Source organism: Nostoc sp. LEGE 12454, assembly GCF_056620565.1.
On record NZ_JBWQXL010000004.1, the window covers coordinates 165,948 to 185,494 of the forward strand.

The window sequence follows — 19,547 nt, forward strand, 5'->3', positions numbered from 1 at the left end:
CGGAGCGTCTCGAAGAGAAGCAATCACAAGGGCTAGGATTGCTTCATTCCGCTTCGCTCTATTCGTAATAACATTGTGTAATTAATTTGTCGGACTACTTAATACATAGGGCATAAAGCTTAAATTGGAACTTAGCCAATTCCTTTTTGAGAGCATAGAGAAACACCTGACGGCATTCGTGACGCGTTAATTTAAACTCGCGATTATTGCACCGAGTAGTGACGCGATCGCTGTATCCTAGTTTTAAGTCGCGCTGCGATCGTGGCATAAGAAGAATTTGTCATCCTAAGAGGATGTTTGAAAAGTTCTCTTGTCGGTAGCAAAACGTTCTAGATCCCCCTAAATCCCCCTTAAAAAGGGGGACTTTGATTCCGGTTCCCCCCTTTTTTAAGGGGGGTTAGGGGGGATCTAAAAGCGCCTAAAATCACAGCGAAACACTTTTCAAACATCCTCTAATTCTCCCCATAATATCTATGCCCTTTAACTTTTTTCCTAAACCCCCAAAACCTGAACCCGCAGAGATGACTGGTTTAATCAAAATATCGGGATGTGACAACCCAAAGCGGCGCGGGGATGTGATTTTTGTTCACGGGTTAGGTGGCCATGCACGAGGAACTTGGCATCCGCAAGAACTACGCAACGATGATAATTTCTGGTTAACGTGGCTTGCACAAGAAAGGCCAGATTTAGGTATTTGGTCTTTTGGCTACAAAGCTGAACCCTTTGAGTGGAGAGGGTCAACAATGCCACTTTTTGATCGTGCTAGTAATTTACAAGAATATTTAGAAGTTAATGATATTGGAGAATACCCAATAATTTTTATTGCTCATAGTATGGGTGGATTATTAGTCAAAGAAATGCTGCGTAATGCTCAGACTTTTCAAAAAAAAGCAGTTATTTTACAGACAAAAGGCATTGTATTTCTATCCACTCCTCACACTGGTTCTCATCTCGCTAACTTAGTCGATAAAATTAGTATTTTGGCACGAAGCTCTGTTAGTGTTAATGAATTGAAAGCACATATTCCTCAACTGCGTCAACTTAACGAGTGGTATCGACAAAATGTTGATTCATTGGAAATTACTACAAAAGTTTATTATGAAACTAAGCCCACTCAAGGTTTTTTAGTTGTAGACCCAGATAGCGCTAACCCAGCCATCAAAGATGTCCAACCTACCGCTACAGATGACGACCATCTTTCTATCACCAAGCCAAAATCAACAGAGAATTTAGTCTACAAGGGAGTGAGTCAGTTTATTAAGCAACAATTGCTAATTAATCTAGGCATTGTTGAACAATCAACACCAAAAGTAAAACAGAACAACTCCTCAGTGATTTTTGAAAATACTGATGGTCAAGTTCCTCTTAACTCCCCCTTTTATATCGAACGTCCAGAGGTGGAAATTAAATGTTATGAATCTATCCTCCAACCAGGGGCGTTAATCCGCATCAAAGCGCCGCAAAAGATGGGTAAAACTTCTTTAATGAGCCGCATTCTTAACCATAGTAAACAAAGAGGTTATTGCACAGTTTCTCTTAATTTATGGAGTCAAGAAAATCTTACCGATCTCAATAATTTTTTACAGGCATTCTGTGCAATCCTGAGTGAAGAATTAGGGCTAGAAGAACAAATAGATAAATATTGGAGAAAGCGATTAAGCAATCAAGTAAACTGTACTAATTATTTCAAAGAATACTTATTAAAAAATATTGACACTCCCCTAGTATTAGGCTTAGATGATATTGATAAAATTTTTCCCTATCCCGAAATTGCTCAAGAATTTTTTGCTCTACTTCGAGCTTGGCATGAAAACGGTAAAAATGAAGAAATTTGGCAAAAATTGCGTTTAGTAATTGCTCATTCTCAAGAAGTATATGTTTCCTTAAATGTCAGCCAATCCCCCTTTAATGTGGGTTTATCTGTCGAAATAGGAGAATTCAACACCACACAAATAAAAGAATTAGTCCAACGACATAAATTAAATTGGTCAGATACAGAAATCGAACAGTTAAGGGGAATGATTGATGGTCATCCTTATTTATTAAGGGCTGCTCTTTATCAAATTGCCACAGGTAATTTAACTTTAGAACAATTTCTGAAAGTTGCTCCCACTGACGAGGGATTATTTAGAGGCTTTTTACATCCCTATCTTTCACTGCTGGAAGAAGATAAATTGTTAAAAACAGCTATCCAAAAAGTGATTAAGAGCGATATTCCTGTTAAGTTAGACTCTGTACAAACTTTTAAATTACGCAGTTTGGGCTTAATTGAATTTAAAGGAAATGAAGTTCAATGCCTTTGTAATTTATATCGCCTTTATTTTCGAGAACGCCTATCCGAATGATTACACCCAGCTTGAGAGGATGAACCATCAATAATTAGCGATGTCTACGGCGGCAAGCTACGCACCCCCCCATTAAACCCCAAATTTCACAAGTGCGTAGCCATAAGGCTTGTCCTTAGACATCGCACTCTCAAAGTTACTAATTTGTAGAACCGCTAAAAGATAGTGCAGATGCTTCCAGTAAATGCGGATGGTGGTGTTGCCAAAAACTCAAAATCTGTTCGCCAACCTGTTGAGGATAGAAGTAGTGAAAAAAATGATATCCTTCTGGGCATTCCCAGAGCTTATCTTCTGGCTTCAACCAATTTAACCAATCATGCAATACAGTTGAGTTGACTACCGGATCGCTCTTGCTACCACATATCATCATTGGCATAGAAACTCCACCCTTGGGTAAATAAACCAACTTAAATAAAGAGTGTGACGTGGGAGATTGTTCTAAATCTTTATCTAAGGCAGCTACTAACTTTTTAGTAGTATGAGGTGGTTGATTTCCAAAAAGACTGCGAACGCTACTTGCCAAAACTAACTCACGGCTGATGCTAAAAAGTTGTCGTTGAAAGTAATAGTGAGCTTGCCAATTGTTTGCAGGTTGAGCTGCTACAGCGAGTAGAGTTAGCGATCGCACTTTTTGCGGAAATCGCCGCGCAAAGGTTAAAGCGATCGCACCACCCATAGCATGACCTGCTAAATGCACGGGGCGATCGCGCCATTCTAAAAATTCATACAACAACTCCACAGCTTGATCTATGGAACTGGCTTCATCTTTAGTTTGCTGATATTCCCACTGGGCGACATTTATATACCCAGATAAATATTCAAGTAATGGTTTATCAAAACGCTGTAAAACAGGACTGGCACTTAACCATAAAATATCAAATGAATCAGACATAAATACCTATATACTTCTAAATTATCAATTTCAATAAAGGCGCACAGCTAGCTGTGCGCCCCAAATCTCTACAAACCAAATTCTGTCTTTAACTGAGCAACCCAAGTTTTAATTCGCTCGTCTGTTAGATCGGATTGACTACCTTCATCAAGTGCCAGCCCTACAAACTTGCCATTTTTCAAAGCTCTAGAATTCTCAAAGTCATAACCCTCAGTTGGCCAGTAGCCAACTGTTTTACCGCCTCGCTGGGAAATTTTTTCTTCTAGAATTCCCATTGCATCTTGGAAATTATCGGCATAGCCATATTGATCTCCATCACCAAAATAGGCAACCAGCTTACCACTAAAATCTATTTCATCCAGATCGGAGAAAAAGCCTTCCCAATCGCTCTGAAGTTGACCAATATCCCAAGTAGGAGAGCCAATAATCAGCAAGTCATACTCATCAAAAGTACTAGTATCCGCCTCGTAAATGGGATGTAATGTTACAAGATCGCCACCAAACTCATCCCGAATTTTTTCAGCATCAGATTCAGTGTTGCCAGTTTGAGTACCGTAGAACAGACCGATTTTTTTCGACATAATTTCACCTGATATATAGTTTTGCGATCGCCAGGATACCTATTTGCCTTGTTGAAATATGTTCTTTACTTAATGAGTATCTATCTCAATAAGCTTGAAAATATCTTACCAAACTTATTGAGACTTTTTATCATTTAATTTAAGTAAAATTTTGTAAAGGTTTCAGGAAAGAAACCGAAAAGGCGGATGGCAGTTTATTCAAGCCAAATTCTTGTAAGTGGCTTACGATATGCTGACACAATATTCCGAAGTATTACTGGTTTCAAAACGTACATCGGTAAAAGAAGCTAGAGAAAGTAAATTTCTTGTGCATTTATGAAATTAATCCAAATACTAAAACTAGCTGTAATTCCTATTTTTACTGTATTGAGCTTGTTGTCTGCATCAAATAAAGTACTAGCTGACTATTTAAATAGTCAGGGTTCAGGAGGTGATTACCGTTATGAATTATGGTCTACCGATGATAATAGTCGTTACTATTTGAAAGTTTGGTTATATGAAGCAAGTTCAAATAGTGACCGATATACCACAACTACAACATTCCCCTCTACTAGAGAAGCTTTAATTTATTTTGATTGCAATTACGCTAACAAAAATTTACCAGAGTGTTCTCAATAATAATTTTGAACGCTTCTCAATATAATTCGTAGTTCGTAATTAAATTACGAATTACGAATTACGAATTACGAATTAAACTTCTGCGGGTTGATATTCTTGTTGTCTTTCCACAAAAGTCTGAACACGGGTGCGGTAGTTTCTCACAGTCTCATCTACCCATTCGCGATCGTTGCTATTTGCATACAAATGCACCAGTGGTTCGCTGGCATCTGGTAAAACTAACAGCCAACTGTCATCGTAGGGTTGACAAATTTTTACTCCATCGATGAGTTCTAGGTTTTGGGCTGGGTGAGTTTCCACTAAGTAACGCATCAAAGCACCCTTAGCTGTCCACGGGCAACGGACTGTATAACTTTTGTGAATTACACGGGGCAATTCTGACCGCGCAGCAGCAAGCGATCGCTCCTGTATAGTCAACATCTCAATAATTTTCGCAATGCAGAACATGGAATCAAATCCCGGATGCAGTTGCGGGAAAATAAAACCAGTCTCTCCACTACCTCCCAGCACCACATTCGGGTTTTTTTGGCAAGCTTCCATTAAGGCTGTAGGGTTGGCTTTAGTGCGAATCACTCTGCCATCGTGGCGACGGGCGACTTGTTCAATAGCACTAGAAGCATGAACTGGCACTACTACGGTTCCTCTGGGATTAGCCGTTAAAATCATGTCTACCATCAGTGCTGTTAACATTTCCCCGCGAATTGGGTAGCCTGATTCATCAACTAAAATTAGCTGTTCTCCATTAGCGGATACTTGCACACCAAAGTTAGCTTTCAATGCCTCTACTACATGACCTAACTGAGTCAGCAATCCTTCGCGGTCAGTAATTGACATTGCCGTTTTATTGACACTGGCATTCAGTACGACTGCATCAGCGCCAAATTTATCTAACATTTGGGGTAAAACTGCCCCCGATACTGCATAAACATAGTCAATCACCACTTTTGCGCGGCTGTTGCGGAGTGTATGAACATGCAACAGTTTCTCAAAAGCAGTACAGTAACGATCCATGACTTGGCTGGGATAAGATACATCGCCAATTTCATGAATTAGCGCTCGTCGCATATCCTCCTTAAAGTAAGCCCCTTCAATTTTCTTTTCTAGGGCTTTGGAGATATTAATGCCCTTGGCATCCATGAATTCAATCAGAATGTAGTCAGGGCGATCGGGGTGTACCCGGACGTGGATACCACCAGCTACCGACATTGTGGGTATAACCGTGCGGGCAATGGGGATAGCTGTAGCATCGAGGTTTTGAATGTCAACACCTACTGACATTAAACCTGCAATCAGCGATCGCGTCACCATCCGAGAAACATTACGCTGGTCGCGGGAAACCGTTACTTTAGAACCAGGTTTCAAAGTAGAACCGTAAGCAGCTCCCAATTTCACGGCAAATTCTGGAGTGATGTCGATATTAGCTAATCCTTGAACACCACGTTGACCGAATAAATTTCGTTGGGCAGTGTTCCCCCAAATTAAGTTAATGTTTAAAACTGCGCCTGACTCAATCTTTTTACTGGGCCAAACACGCACACCAGGGCTAATTTGGGCTTCTTCTCCCACCGTGGAAAGCGAACCCACAACAGCAGCTTCTAATACATGGGCGCGGCGGTCTACACGAGTGCCGCGAGAAATCACACAGGCAGAAAGATGTGCTTCATCGCCAATAAATGCCCCATTCCACACGATGGGACGTTTGAGATTAGCATCAGCGCCAATAGTGACATTATCCCCAATTACGGTTCCTGCTTCAATCTGTACTCTTGCCCCAATACGGCAATTGTCACCAATCACTGCCGGGGTTTCAATCACAGCTGTACGATCGATGTAAGTATTTTGACCTACCCATAATTCATGAGAAACTTCTTTATAGGCAAAATCCAACTGCACTTTCCGATCTAACGCGTCATACTGAGCCTCACGATAGGCATCTAAGTGACCGACATCACACCAGTAACCTTGAGCAATGTAACCATACATTGGCTCATCTTTTGCTAGCAGTAAGGGAAATAAGTCTTTAGAAAAGTCACATTCAACGTTTGCTGGCAGATATTCCAAAACTTCTGGTTCGAGAATATAAGTACCAGTGTTAACGGTATCAGAAAAAATTTCACTACTAGAGGGTTTTTCTAAAAATCGCCGAATCCGTGTCTCCTCATCGGTAATCACCACTCCAAATTCAATCGGATTGGGAACCCTGGTTAAAATCAAAGTAGCTTTTGACTTCTTTTGTTTGTGATATGCGATCGCTGCCGTCAGGTCAAAATCTGTTATGCTATCCCCGCTAATAACTAAAAAGGTTTCATCAAGAAGTTCGGCAATGTTTTTTACACAGCCTGCTGTACCCAAAGGCTGATCTTCTTCGACAGCATAGGTCATCTGGACGCCAAAATCGCTGCCATCTTGAAAATAGTCTCGCAAGACATCAGGTAAATAATGCAATGTTGCAATAACTTCTGTAATTTGATGTCGTTTGAGGAGATTGATAATATGTTCGGCAATTGGTCGATTTAGAATCGGCACCATCGGTTTTGGCAGATCGCAAGTTAACGGGCGAAGCCGCGTTCCCGAACCCCCTGCCATCAGTACTGCACGCATAAATCCTCCTTAACTAGTTACAGCTTTCGCTATTTGAAAAACGTGTCATACCATTTTGGATTTTAGATTTTAGATTTTGGATTGTGAAACATCCATTGCATAAGTGTTACAGTTTTCCATCTGTCGCAATCATTTTTCAAATTGGTATCAGATATATTTTGTTTTTCTTTCTCTAGTCTCCTATGGATATTGATATTTGAGGAACTTCCACAAGATGCATTACCGCAAGGCGGAAGTCAAAAGTCAAAAGTTTTGTACAAGGCTTTTGCAAGTTTTAAAATGGTAGCTTGATTTTTGCCGCGCTGTACTCGATTGGGCATGGGGCATGGGAAAGAGGCAGAGGGGCAGAGGGGATGGGGGGCAGAGGGGAAATACTTGCTGTAATTGCTCCCTTGCTCCCTTGCTCCTCTGCTCCCCTGCTCTCTTTCCCCCAGTTCCCAGCTTATTGGCAATGATAAAGTTCATATTCGTAGCCGTCTACGGTTGGCAAAGATTGAGTATCAGATGTTACACATGTTTTCACGGTTTCTGCTACGGGTGCGTGAAAGTTTACTAGCCATAAGTCAAAAGGTCGTGGTAATTTTTTTAAAGTATTTTCCAGAGCAATGGTGGAAGCATTCGGATCTCGATCTTGATGAGCAAGGAGAAACAGAGGATTTTGGAGTGAATTTGCAAGTTTAATCTCCCTTGCAACTCCCATCATTTCCCCAGTGTGTACATAAGTTTTGTGGGTGGTGGCAATCAGTACTGGTGTTGGGGATGTTTGTTGAATTAGTTGCACAAACAGGTCAGGACGATAATATTTTTGATAGCCGAGATTGCAGATTACTGTAACTGCACTGAACAATCCCATTAACCAAATTAAGATTACGGCTTTTTTCCCGTTTATTCCCCATTTACCTATGCTTGTTATTCCATTTTTCCCTTGCTCTGTTTCCATCTGGGGAGGATGCCAACAAACTGCGAGACTTGCGCCTAGTAAAACCACGATCGCGGGAAAGTAAACAAAGTTATATCTAGCACCCCTGGTGAGGTCAATACCCAAAAAGTACGTAAAGATAAAAAATATTGCGATCGCACTGCTCACTACTCCAGCAAACACCTGAATCATCATCCGGTTTTCTGGGTGCTGTAGTTGAATTTTAATCCCACGCAGCAAAATTGGTACTGCCCAAATAAAGAAAGTCAGCATCACTATTCCAGAAGGAATCACAACCAAAGCTTGAGAAGATTCAACTGGTAATAGGGAAATCATTGCAATCAATGTTCCCAATGCTTGAAAAATTGGGCTTAACCAATCTAGTCCAACGCGCGAACCTCGAATCCACTCGGTCAAAGCACCACGATTTTCATTCTCTAACAAGGTTGGTATCCAAATTAAACCCGCCACACAAGTACCTATAGCAACGGCATAGATGCGCCGCCAGGGAGAAGAGAAGAGGAGAGGAAATTTGCTGCTAGTTTGCAATTGAAGCCAAGCCAGAAAAATCAAAACTACGACTTCTGTGCAAAGGGTGAGGGTGAAAAAATAATGAGTAGCAATACCTAAAGCATTAATTCCTATCCAGAAAAGTGCTACCCATATAGGTAAAGGTGTGCGGTTTTGAATATGACGTGTGGCAATTACTAAGCAGGTGAGAGAACCAATTACCCATAAGATTGCCAAAGTGTAATGACGCGCTTCTTGTGCTAAAAATACGCCATAAGGTGATACTGCCATCATCGCAGCAGTCAAGTGTCCCACTAAGCGCGAACGAAAAGCTACTTTACCTAATACGTAAACACACGGGATAGAGGCAGCGCCGATTATCGCTGGTAGCAATCGCGCACCAAACAGCGATACTAATCCTTCATCGCTGGGAAATAATTTCATCCACAGGTAAGCCAGCACAAAATACAGTGGTGGATGACTATCTTGTGTCGCTAAGTTATGAATGACATCACCAATAGTTGCAGCTGGGTTTAGTTGCAGTGGTTGTAATAAGATATCAGGTGCGATCGCTCGATCTAGGGGAACTGATAAAAAAGTATTCCCCAGGCTAAACACCAAGGTGGCAAATTCATCAGTCCAAGGAGGCTTTGCAGTCAAGTTGACTAGGCGCAAGCTGATGCCGACGATCGACCATATTAAGATCGGCAAGAGATGAACCCAGTAAGGAGGAAGGCGAGTCTGCCAATTATGCCAATGCTTGCGTTGTGAGCCAGAATTTTTATCTGCCAGAGGCAGGAAATGTATAGCAGATGCAGGTAGCAACGAGATAATTTGTTTGTAAAAATAAAATGCACCTTGAAAAAAAACTCTCATTGCCAGGCCTCACAGTCATGGATTTGTAGATTTGACGTTTGAGATTTAAGTTCGTTCTAAAATCTAAAAACAAAAATCTAAAGCTCAAATCCCTCGTTGTGATTATTTCACGTCTGTGACGCGCCAGCTAAGTTTCAAATTAACCCAGAAATTCCAGATGGTAGCAACTGCGATCGCAATGAAGTTGGCAATATAACGGTTAGGAATGAGAAAATTGAATATTAAATTTAATATCAGTACGTTCAATATCAGTCCGGCAAGGCAAATAACGTTGAATTTCATAAACCGCTTCAGGCGTTGCTGCCATTCTTGCTGTCTGGCGCTGACATCAGCAAATGTCCAAGCGTCATTCCAGAAGAAATTATTTAAAATCGCAATTTCACCCGCAATAATTTTGCTACGCGTCAGCGGCCAAGCCAAGGTAGTCGGATCGCTGAGTAAGTAAAGTATTGCCATATCCACAAATACCCCACTAAAGCCAACCAACCCAAACCGGAGGAATCGACCAACTGGGAAATTAACTTTTCTACTCAATCGTCCTACTTTCCCTGTGGAAAGCCGCAATCGGACTAAGTGGTGGATGTAATCTATATATTGCTTCCATGTCACCTTACTCTCGCCCTCTTTGCGTTCGCAAAATACATACCCAACCTCGGCAACTTGGTCTACTTTTCCCCGGCCAATTACTTCTAGGAGAATTTTATATCCAACTGGATTGAGTGTTGCACCTGCGATCGCACTCCGGCGCACCATAAAATAACCACTCATCGGGTCAGAAACTCTGCCCAATACCCCCGGTAATATCAGCAAGCCTAACAACTGAGCGCCACGAGACAAGAAACGCCTAACAACACTCCAGCTACTAACACCCCCTCCTTCTACATGACGGCTAGCTACTGCCAAATCTGCTCCCTGCTCAATATTACGCAATAGTTGTATTAGTACCTCTGGTGGATGCTGCAAATCTCCATCAATCACCCCCAACACACTGCCCGTAGCTGCTTGCCATCCACGAATCACTGCTGATGATAGCCCCCGTTCTTGTTGGCGTCGCATCACTCGCAACTGGGGGTATTCTGTCGTCAAAGATTGCGCTATCTCCCAGGTTCGGTCTGGGCTATCATCATCTACTACTATTAGTTCATACTTTCCTGCAATAGATTCATCCAGTAATTGACTCAATATGCTGACTACATTCTTGATGTTGTCACGCTCTTTATAAGTAGGAATTACTAGAGAAAGATGAATAGAATGATCGTCTGTACTTACGGGGTTGGGGGGCAACTCTGAAATCTTTAGCGGGCCTGTTGATACTGTTAACACCGAGTTGGATGAGTTTGTTTTCATATTCCAAATTGCAAAACGAGGGTGTGTAAAGTCCGTGGAAAATAGAATCAAACATCTGGTGATTTTATTGACTGAACCTAGTTACTCAAAAGTTGAGGAATCCTTTTGTTACAGTTAATTGCCTTGAAAGTTTAGTAATTTCCGCACTTGGATTCCCAGTATTTTCCTAAATTCATCTAAATTTTACATCTTACCCCTTATTTTTATGATATTATACGAAAAATTACGTACTTTTAGCAAAACATCCTGTACTTTTAAGTAAACTAAGTCAGCAAATATACAGTTTATCCAGCATATCTTTATAATTCTTTAATGAGACTACGGGGAATATTAATTTAGTATGGAGTATCTGAAATTTTGTTAATGTGCTTATACATTATTGTTTTTACACCAAAGTAAGAATAAAGTGCAAATGCTGATTACATAAGCCTGTTACACCCGTAAAAACTTATTTGTTGATGCAATAAGGAATTAATTAAATACTACAAAACATAGAAAAGTCAAAACATTTTTTTGAGAAATAGTTATAGCTATTTCTTAACTGTAAGAGTAGCTATAAATTACTGTTTGATTTGTGAAAAAGCGAACTGCTCCATAAGGTAAGAAGTAGTTCAAGTTTGTTGATTATCTCTTTTTAGGAGTAATTTGATGAACAAAATGAGACGAGATAAGTACAGTCCCATTTTTTAAGCGTTTAGCAATATAAAAAATAAGCTTAACAAAAATTAATATGTTACTAAATAAGTATACTATTTAGTAGACACTCGATTGAAAATATGTCAAAAGTAACATTATAAAATCCCCCAGTAGGGCATTGCAAAAAAGAGAAAAATTTTGTTTGTTATTAAAATGATGGCGTAGTTTTATTGCTTGTTTTGAGTAAATGAACCTCTAAAAATACAGGGTAGATCATGCATATTCCTGATGGATTTGTTTCTATTCCGGTGGCCGGGGCTACTGGTTTAGCGAGTGCGGCAGCGCTGTTTGTTGCCTTCGGGCGATCGCAAGAGGCTTTTGGTATTCGTCGTGCCCCGATATTGGGACTAACCACCGCCTTTATTTTTGCTGCCCAGATGATCAATTTTCCAGTAGCAGGAGGTACTAGTGGTCACTTGTTAGGGGGAACCTTAGCTGCGATCGTTTTGGGCAGTCCTTGGGCAGGAACATTGTGTCTCGCCACAGTTTTAATTATTCAAGCCGTGCTATTTGCTGATGGTGGTATTACAGCCTTGGGAGCAAATATTTTGAACATGGCAGTAGTTGGGGTTTGGGTTGGCTGGATTTTAACTGAAACCTTGCAACGGCTGTTTGGGGGGTCTAAAGGGCGCTTACCCTTGGCTGCTGGGATCGCAGCTGGTGTGAGTGTAGTGGTAGCTGCGATCGCTTGTGCCATTGAATTAGCCCTCTCTGGAACTGCACCGATAGCGATAGTTTTACCAGCCATGACTGGCGTGCATATTTTGATTGGCATTGGCGAAGGAATGATTACCGGGGGTGTGCTGACTTATCTGGCCAGAGCCAGACCAGATTTGTTACCAGGCGAACAGCACGAGTTTCGCGGCTGGTCAGTGCCTATTGTCACTATTTTTTTGATTGCGGGTGTGCTGTCACTCTTTGCCTCAGCATGGCCCGATGGTTTGGAGAAAGTTGCCGAAAATACTGGCTTCCTCGACTTAGCCCAGAAAGTACGGATAATTGTGCCGACTCCCTTAGCTGACTATGGAATTGAGGGTTTAGGGCCAATTGGCACTAGTATCGCTGGACTAGTGGGAGCTGCGGTTTGCTTTGCTGTTGCCTTTGGAATTGCCAAGGTAGTGAAACCGAATAATGCTTAAACTTTCCTTACCCCTACGCTTACAACTGTCTCTAGCGATCGTGGTGGGAGCAGCTTTATTAAAGCATCATGCCTGGTATGGACTAAGTGTATATGGCGCGATCGCACTTTTATGGGCTTGCTTCTTGCGCGTACCAATTCGCCAATTGGGAGGATTACTCGGCACAGAATTGATTTTTTTATCATTGCTAGCATTGCCTTTGGGATGGGAACGAGCCAGTTTTTTGCTAGTTCGTTCGCTGGTTTGTCTGGTGACGATGAATAGTTTTTTGTTAACCTTACCGCCCCACAGTTTCGGCATTGCCCTTAAAAGCTTACCAGTACCAGCACCTTTAAAGGAAAACTTGTTATTAGCTGGGCAATATATGGAAATTTTGCTCTCAGAAGTAACGCGGATGCGGCGCAGCGCCCAACTACGCGGTCTGAATGGAACTACGGGATGGTTGCGCTATGCCAGTGCAGCCATGATTGGAGCTTTGTATCTGCGTAGTCTAGATCGAGCAGAGCGAGTCTATGCGGCAATGATAGCTCGTGGTTATAACGGACAATTACCCATAGATTCTACCCTTAGACCAAAAGAACGTTTTGCCTTATTACTAGCTTGGGCGATCGCTGCTAGCGTAACCCTAACTTCTTACAAAATTTAACCCACTCGCCAGTACAGACGCGACTAATCGCGTCTCTCCCTAAAACGCGATTAATCGCCTCTCTACTCCCTTACATATTGAGTTTGTAAATTTTGAAATCATTAACTTCTAATCCCCAATTATCAACCGATAATCCCCATGCAGCTGTAGTCGAGGTTAAGAACCTGGTGTATGCATATTCCCACCAGGAGCCAGTATTACAGGAAATATCTTTTACCTTGAACAAAGGCGATCGCGTTGCATTGATGGGAGCAACAGGTTCTGGAAAAAGCACCTTATTGGAGAACTTAATCGGCTTAAAACAACCGCAAACAGGAACAATTACTATTAATGGCATCCCCGTAGAACTGCAAACTTTACCCCAAGTGCGCCGTCAAATTGGCTTTAGTTTTCAAGATGCCAACGACCAACTATTTATGCCGACTATCTTGGAAGATGTTACCTTTGGGCCGCGTAACTATGGAATGTCACCAGCAGAGGCTAGCGATCGCGCTAGGCAGTTATTAGCTGATTTCGGTCTAGAAGCCTACGCCAATCGTTCCGCCCACGAACTTTCTGGTGGACAAAGACGCCTAGCCGCCCTAGCCTCAATTTTAGCCCTAGAACCAACAATTCTAATTTTGGATGAGCCAACTAACGGTCTCGATCCAGCATGGCGTCGTCATTTGGGGCAAGTATTATTAAAGTTACCTGTGCAAGCGATTTTGATTGCTTCCCACGATCTAAATTGGTTAGGCAGAGTCACTCAACGCGCTTTGGTATTGTCTAGTGGTCGTATTCAAATAGACAGCGATATTCAAGCACTGTTACAAGATGGTGCTACTTTAGACCAGTTGGGCTTGCCGATAGATTGGTGATTTGGGCATTGGGCAGGGGAGCAGGGGAGCAGGGGGGCAGGGGAGAAGTTGTAGTAAGTCTTTCCCCTCCGCCCCTTGGTCACTGAGCGTAGCCGAAGTGCTGCCCCTCTGCCCCCCTGCCTCTTGCCCCTAATCCTCCCATTTCCCCGTAATATTGGATACTATATTGTGGGTTGAATTGCTGTTGGGGTGTTAATGTCTGTTTTACATAAATATACTGTTCTTGCTCCTGTGAGCCTAAGTATTGCTTTGTTAGTTACTGGTTGCAGTGACAATAAAGTTGCCCAGTGCCAGCGACTGATTCGGGTTGTGAATGCTGGAACTTCTCTAATTGATAAAAATAAAGGAACGCAAGTGATAACTAGCATACAGTTATCTAAAGATTTAGACTTTGTGACTAAATCCATTGGAGAACTGAAGTTAAAAGATCCGAAGCTGAAAGAATTTCAAAGCGGTTTTGTGAAGATTTTTCAAAATCTTAGTCAAGCGATCGCTAAAGCAGGTAAAGCGCTTGGTGCAACTAAGACAGCACAAGCCTCAGAATCAGGGAGAGAAAAAATCCAAAAGGCAAGAGCCGAAATTGATTCAGCACTGACAACAGCTACAACTCTTGGCAAACAGTCAGATACATTAGTGAATCAGATGAATAAGTATTGTAGCGAGCCAGAATAATTTATCTGGGGCAGAGGTGCAGAGAGGCAGAGGGGCAGAGGTGCAGAGGGGAAAAACTTACTGCAACTTCTCCTCTGCTCTTTCATTCTCCCACTGACACGGTGATGCCTCTCGGATAAGCAGTAACTTTTATCACTTTTTTTCAAAAAAATTCCTGATATACACCAACTTTATCTGTCAAAAGAAGTATTGGTGCAAGTCAAATGAAATACCAGGAGTGATATGAGTCTACTGATGGCGAGTGTTCTGACAACAGTGCCAATATCTGCGGTCAATTTACCAGAAAAGCCGATAATTCTGCTAGAAAACCCGGTGCAGCAGTCAACACAGGATAATTTATCTCAAGTTGTCTCACCTGCTGAAATTACACCACCTGAATTCGTGCAACCAGATATAACCACCTCGTCAACTATAAAAAATAAGTACGAGAATATACTTAGAAAAAGTAGAGAAAAAATTCAACTCATCAGTTCCCCTAACTTACCTGAATTAAAAGATACTCAACCTGTAACAGAAGTTGTACAGAACCAGGAAAGCACAGAAGAATTTTCCCAATCTCTTCATCCCCCAGACTCAGACAACACAATGTCTCAAGTCACCTCAGTATCGCAACTCCAGGATGTGCAACCCTCCGACTGGGCTTTTGGTGCTTTGCAGTCTTTAGTAGAACGTTATGGCTGCATTGCGGGATACGCTGATGGGACTTATCTGGGGAATCGTAGCATCAGCCGTTATGAATTTGCGGCTGGTTTAAATGCTTGCTTGGAGAAGATTAACGATGCGATGCCTGCGGCGGGCTACGCCTACGCTAACAATAAAATTAATACAGTTAATAATGAAGATTTAATCCTGCTGCAAAGATTGCAAGGCGAGTTCAAAGCAGAGTTGCAGCAATTACAGCAGCGCGTCGAAGCTGTGGAAAAGCAGACTAGTGAATTACAAGGAAATCGGTTTTCCACAACTACTAGATTATTTGGTCAAGCCATTTTTAGCGTTCAGGGAACTAATAGCCCCGATGTCGATTTGTTTCCGAGAGATGGAGTACCTGAACGCCAAGGAAAAACCAATCTGACTTTTACAAGTAGCGCCCAACTAACCTTAGCAACTTCATTTACAGGGGGAGATTTGCTGCTAACAGGGCTGTCTGCGGGTAATTTGGGTTCTAATGCATCGTTGTTATCTACCAATATGGGGCGGTTGGGATTTGAGTCAAATACAGACAACAATCTAATTGTTAGTGACTTATCTTATCGATTTCTCGCCTCGCATAACTTGGGAATTGTCGTAGGTACGGCGGGAGTTAACCCGATTAACACCTTTCGCGGTATTAGCCCTTTAGAAGGTTCTAGCGATGGTGCAATTTCTCTATTTGGTCAGCGCAACCCGATTTTAAGTATTGGTAACGGCAGTGGTGGTATAGGCTTTGACTGGCAGATTAGCGATCGCATCAGTTTGCAAGGCGTTTATAGTGCCGAAATACCCAATTTTCCTGGCGATACCAAGCAGGGCGGACTATTTGGCGGTAGATATACTGCTGGCGCTCAGTTAAGTTTAGCACCCACAAATAACATCGATATCGGCGTACATTATCTCTATTCCCACTCCCCAGATGGCTTACTGGGAGGTGGTATTGGCGATTCTCAACTGATTTCACCTTTTGCAAATCCTACAGCTTTCGATACTCAAGCTATTGGTGCTACCGTTGCTTGGCGAATTAACCCTAACTTGCAATTGGGCGGTTGGGGTGGCTTTACTTCCTCCAAGCCATCCAACCTTTCTGGAAGTGTAGAAACTACCAACTGGATGGTATTTGCAGCTTTTCCTAATTTGTTGCGTTCTGGGAATTTAGGGGGCGTTCTCGTTGGACAACCGCCCAAAATTACTTCCAGTACTTTACCCGACGGCTTCAATTTTCCCAACTTTTCTGATGGCGGGACAGCAGGCGGACGTAGTGACACATCAATTCACGTAGAAGTTTTTTACCGCGCCCAACTGAGCGACAATATCGCCTTGACTCCAGGCTTATTCGTTATTTTCAATCCCGATCACAATGCCGCTAACGATGCATTAATCGTTGGGACATTAAGAGCAAGTTTCCGGTTTTAATTTTGTACTGATGTAAACGTTATAAAATACGCTATTTAAATACTGATGAATTCAGTATTAGATGCTTTCACGATCCATCAGGAGCAAGGAAAAGTCATGCGTAAACATACGCGTATTTTTTTTGTATGTGATTAAAGGAGCAAATTTTTCATGAAATTAAATTCATCAGTTCAGTTGGGTTGTATTCTTGTTAGCAGTAGCAGTTTAGCCGCAGTCTTCATCGGTTTAAGTGGAACAAGTGCTTCTGCTCAAATCACAATTCAAAGCACTGGCACATTATCGGGTACTATCCAACTCCCCAGAAATAATCCCAATTTCAATCAAAGGATTACTCGTGTTGATACAGACGATACGGGGACTTACTCTCGGAACTTAGGTACTAAGAACAATCCTAATTATGTTCCTATATACAAGTCAGACTATGTGCAGGTACAAACACGCTCTGATGGTAGTCTGCATTATTTTGTTGACTTTAAAGGCATTCCGATTGTCTCCTTTAATGGCGTTCTCACTTCGCCGATTCTCTCTGGCGGTGAGTTGACACCCTATAAATACCAGGGGCAATTGGCAGGAACCACATTTCAAGGAGTAGTTCAGGATGAATTTAATCTCACCAAAGCCTTATACACTGGTATTGTCACCGATCCAAACACTGGAAACCAGTATCAGGGCACTTTTGAAGTGAGTGGATATGGAGTCAGATATAGCGATCGCAATGGTAGCGCCACCCCCACAGTCTTTGATTTCAAATCCGATCTCCCAGGTTCGCCAAAGGTGACATCTTTGGAAATGACTAACTCACCCCTGGCAAGAATACAAATCAAAGTACCTGCAACTGCAACTCTCATAACTCCTACACCAACTACTGATAGTGGTAGTACAACCACTCCCCCACCAGTAACTAGCAGTGGTAGTACACCCACTCCCCCGCCAGTAATTAGCGGTGGTAGTACACCCATTCCTCCATCAGTAATTGATGGTAGTGCGATCGCTCCTACACCTGTAGTTAGCGGTGGTAGTGCGATCGCTCCTACACCTGTAGTTAGTGGTGGTAGCACACCCACTGTTGCAACGATAGTTGATGGTGGAAACACATTCACTGTTACGCCAATAGTTGATGGCGGTAACACATTCACTGTTACACCAATAGTTGATAGTGGCGCTTCCTCGACACCTACAACGTACACATCTGGGTCTAATTCTCCATCAATTTCTACTACACCTAATATGGAATTGAGTAACGGTAATTTCCTAGAGGTCAATCAAGTAGTTGTCAACCCTGCAACCCTTGCTCAAGCTGCTTGTTCGCAAGATTCTGCCAAGAGTTGTACAATGCCCACTTCACCAAAACAAGCGATCGGCCCTCGTAGTCGAGTGCTACTGCGTTAGTTAGGGACTTTTCAATAAAAAATATCCAACTACTTCTTGTGGGGTGGGCGTCTCGTTCGCCCCTAAGCAAAGGCTAACTTGACAAAAATTTTGAATCCTTCTGGAACTCTAGCAGGGCAAAATGAAATCAATATAATAGTTAGCACAGAGGCATACATTGCAATTAAAAAAGTCCACCATCGCTTATTCGCAGCGTTTTTCTTGCTCAGACTACCTTTCGGTGGTATCTTTTACCCTGATGAGTTTCTGGCTATACTAGTAGACTTAAGCCGATTGATTGATAAATTTCATCCTCCAGCATAAAATACACAAAAACTCTAAATTTTGGACATATATCAGTATGCATTTACTTTTAACTGACATAAAAATCTTGTTCGATCTTGGAGAAAATTAATTTTCTTGGAGGCTACAAAAACTCGATCGCTAAGGTTAACACTAACACTACAGAGTGAATTGACATCAATCAAACATCTTCCGAGTAAGCACCTATGAAAGAAGAATTGATAGCCAGAGTCGTGCAAGTCTTGCGAATTAATATGAGTTGGATGACTTGGAATTTGTTTCTGGCTTTTATACCTTTGGCTTTGAGTGTCTGGCTATTTCGCATGAGGCGCGGTGGCACTTGGCTTTGGTGGCTAGGATTCTTAGTTTTCTATGCTTTCTTACCAAATGCACCGTATTTGTTGACTGATGTAATTCACTTGATAGATGATATCCGCACGATTCAATCGGTGTGGATGATTACCTTAGTACTTATTCCTGTGTATTTGCTAGTAATTTTAAGTGGATTTGAAGCTTATGTAATATCGTTAATTAATTGGGGTCACTACTTACATCGCATCGGTAAGAGCCAATGGATTTGGCGCGTTGAGACGATTACACATTTTCTCTGTGCTGTTGGTGTTTATTGGGGGCGATTTTTGCGTTTCAACAGTTGGGATTTTATTACTCAACCCGATGCCGTAATAACCAAAGGGGTAGAAGAAATTCTGGGAAAACAGCCCCTGGTGATTATTGCTATCACCTTTGTGGTACTTGCAGGTTTGTACTGGATTATGAAACGAGTAACTTTAGGTCTTAGCCAATCAAATGGCAGAATAGGGATAAACTCAGGACGCACAAACTCTAATACGCCAAACATTTGATCGACGTGGCAATTTTGGCTCTTAATTTTGGGGTTTTAATTAGTAATTTCCTTGATGAATATTGCCTATCAAAAGAAAGATGCAACTAAACCCTCCTTGAGGTGAAATAAACTCAGAAGCAAACGGTTGAACTTCAACCGCCATCACCTGAAAATAACGTCCGATCAGATCCTTGAATATCGATGGTCTGGTCTGATGTATCTAGTCA

Annotated in this window: 16 protein-coding genes; 10 read left to right on the forward strand and 6 right to left on the reverse strand. The window is 42.0% G+C overall.

The genetic code is table 11. The features are described from left to right. Nucleotides 1–94: 94 nt before the first annotated feature. Nucleotides 95–268 carry a hypothetical protein gene (locus tag AC1F2U_RS06215; RefSeq protein ID WP_480260314.1) on the reverse strand — a complete coding sequence of 58 codons (174 nt, stop codon included), beginning with the start codon at nucleotides 266–268 and terminating at the stop codon, nucleotides 95–97. Nucleotides 269–473: 205 nt separating this feature from the next. On the opposite strand from AC1F2U_RS06215, the gene AC1F2U_RS06220 reads away from it, so the two are divergent. Then, a complete protein-coding gene (locus tag AC1F2U_RS06220) occupies nucleotides 474–2,345 on the forward strand; it encodes an AAA-like domain-containing protein (RefSeq protein WP_480260315.1) in 1,872 nt (623 codons plus the stop codon). A gap of 139 nt (nucleotides 2,346–2,484) precedes the next feature. On the opposite strand, the gene AC1F2U_RS06225 is transcribed toward AC1F2U_RS06220, so the two are convergent. Both AC1F2U_RS06225 and fldA read right to left on the reverse strand, forming a co-directional pair. Next, the gene (locus tag AC1F2U_RS06225; RefSeq protein WP_480260316.1) at nucleotides 2,485–3,237 is read right to left on the reverse strand and encodes an alpha/beta fold hydrolase; all 753 of its coding nucleotides are present in this window, start codon (nucleotides 3,235–3,237) and stop codon (nucleotides 2,485–2,487) included. Between the two features lie 68 nt (nucleotides 3,238–3,305). Beyond that, a complete protein-coding gene (gene fldA / locus AC1F2U_RS06230; protein WP_480260317.1) occupies nucleotides 3,306–3,818 on the reverse strand; it encodes a flavodoxin FldA in 513 nt (170 codons plus the stop codon). Nucleotides 3,819–4,133: 315 nt separating this feature from the next. Between fldA and AC1F2U_RS06235 the strand changes: the two genes are divergently transcribed. Then, nucleotides 4,134–4,436, forward strand: a complete 303-nt coding sequence (locus AC1F2U_RS06235; protein ID WP_480260318.1) for a hypothetical protein — start codon at nucleotides 4,134–4,136, stop codon at nucleotides 4,434–4,436. Between the two features lie 72 nt (nucleotides 4,437–4,508). On the opposite strand, the gene AC1F2U_RS06240 is transcribed toward AC1F2U_RS06235, so the two are convergent. The 3 genes from AC1F2U_RS06240 to AC1F2U_RS06250 form a co-directional block, all read right to left on the reverse strand. Further along, nucleotides 4,509–7,037, reverse strand: a complete 2,529-nt coding sequence (locus tag AC1F2U_RS06240) for a mannose-1-phosphate guanyltransferase (protein ID WP_480260319.1) — start codon at nucleotides 7,035–7,037, stop codon at nucleotides 4,509–4,511. Nucleotides 7,038–7,479: 442 nt separating this feature from the next. Continuing rightward, nucleotides 7,480–9,342 (reverse strand): glycosyltransferase family 39 protein, encoded by a 1,863-nt coding sequence (locus AC1F2U_RS06245; protein ID WP_480260320.1) that lies wholly within the window; start codon nucleotides 9,340–9,342, stop codon nucleotides 7,480–7,482. Between the two features lie 102 nt (nucleotides 9,343–9,444). Further along, nucleotides 9,445–10,689, reverse strand: coding sequence for a glycosyltransferase (locus tag AC1F2U_RS06250; RefSeq protein WP_480260321.1), 1,245 nt, complete (start codon nucleotides 10,687–10,689; stop codon nucleotides 9,445–9,447). A gap of 911 nt (nucleotides 10,690–11,600) precedes the next feature. Here AC1F2U_RS06250 and AC1F2U_RS06255 point away from each other — a divergent pair. The 8 genes from AC1F2U_RS06255 to AC1F2U_RS06290 all read left to right on the forward strand — a co-directional run bounded on the left by AC1F2U_RS06255 (nucleotide 11,601) and on the right by AC1F2U_RS06290 (nucleotide 19,339). Beyond that, complete coding sequence (locus AC1F2U_RS06255; protein WP_480260322.1) at nucleotides 11,601–12,524, forward strand: energy-coupling factor ABC transporter permease; 924 nt, start codon at nucleotides 11,601–11,603, stop codon at nucleotides 12,522–12,524. Further along, on the forward strand, nucleotides 12,517–13,170 hold the full coding sequence (locus AC1F2U_RS06260) for an energy-coupling factor transporter transmembrane component T family protein (RefSeq protein ID WP_480260323.1): 654 nt from the start codon (nucleotides 12,517–12,519) through the stop codon (nucleotides 13,168–13,170). The genes AC1F2U_RS06255 and AC1F2U_RS06260 overlap by 8 nt, the downstream gene beginning before the upstream one ends. A gap of 92 nt (nucleotides 13,171–13,262) precedes the next feature. Next, nucleotides 13,263–14,027, forward strand: a complete 765-nt coding sequence (locus tag AC1F2U_RS06265) for an energy-coupling factor ABC transporter ATP-binding protein (RefSeq protein WP_480260324.1) — start codon at nucleotides 13,263–13,265, stop codon at nucleotides 14,025–14,027. 195 nt (nucleotides 14,028–14,222) lie between these two features. After that, nucleotides 14,223–14,699, forward strand: a complete 477-nt coding sequence (locus AC1F2U_RS06270; RefSeq protein ID WP_480260325.1) for a hypothetical protein — start codon at nucleotides 14,223–14,225, stop codon at nucleotides 14,697–14,699. A 222-nt stretch (nucleotides 14,700–14,921) separates the two neighbouring features. Continuing rightward, the gene (locus AC1F2U_RS06275; protein WP_480260326.1) at nucleotides 14,922–16,805 is read left to right on the forward strand and encodes an iron uptake porin; all 1,884 of its coding nucleotides are present in this window, start codon (nucleotides 14,922–14,924) and stop codon (nucleotides 16,803–16,805) included. Between the two features lie 150 nt (nucleotides 16,806–16,955). Further along, a complete protein-coding gene (locus tag AC1F2U_RS06280) occupies nucleotides 16,956–18,194 on the forward strand; it encodes a hypothetical protein (RefSeq protein ID WP_480260327.1) in 1,239 nt (412 codons plus the stop codon). Nucleotides 18,195–18,272: 78 nt separating this feature from the next. Next, nucleotides 18,273–18,497 carry a hypothetical protein gene (locus AC1F2U_RS06285; RefSeq protein WP_480260328.1) on the forward strand — a complete coding sequence of 75 codons (225 nt, stop codon included), beginning with the start codon at nucleotides 18,273–18,275 and terminating at the stop codon, nucleotides 18,495–18,497. 185 nt (nucleotides 18,498–18,682) lie between these two features. Next, on the forward strand, nucleotides 18,683–19,339 hold the full coding sequence (locus tag AC1F2U_RS06290) for a DUF1361 domain-containing protein (protein ID WP_480260329.1): 657 nt from the start codon (nucleotides 18,683–18,685) through the stop codon (nucleotides 19,337–19,339). The last annotated feature ends 208 nt before the right edge of the window (nucleotides 19,340–19,547 follow it).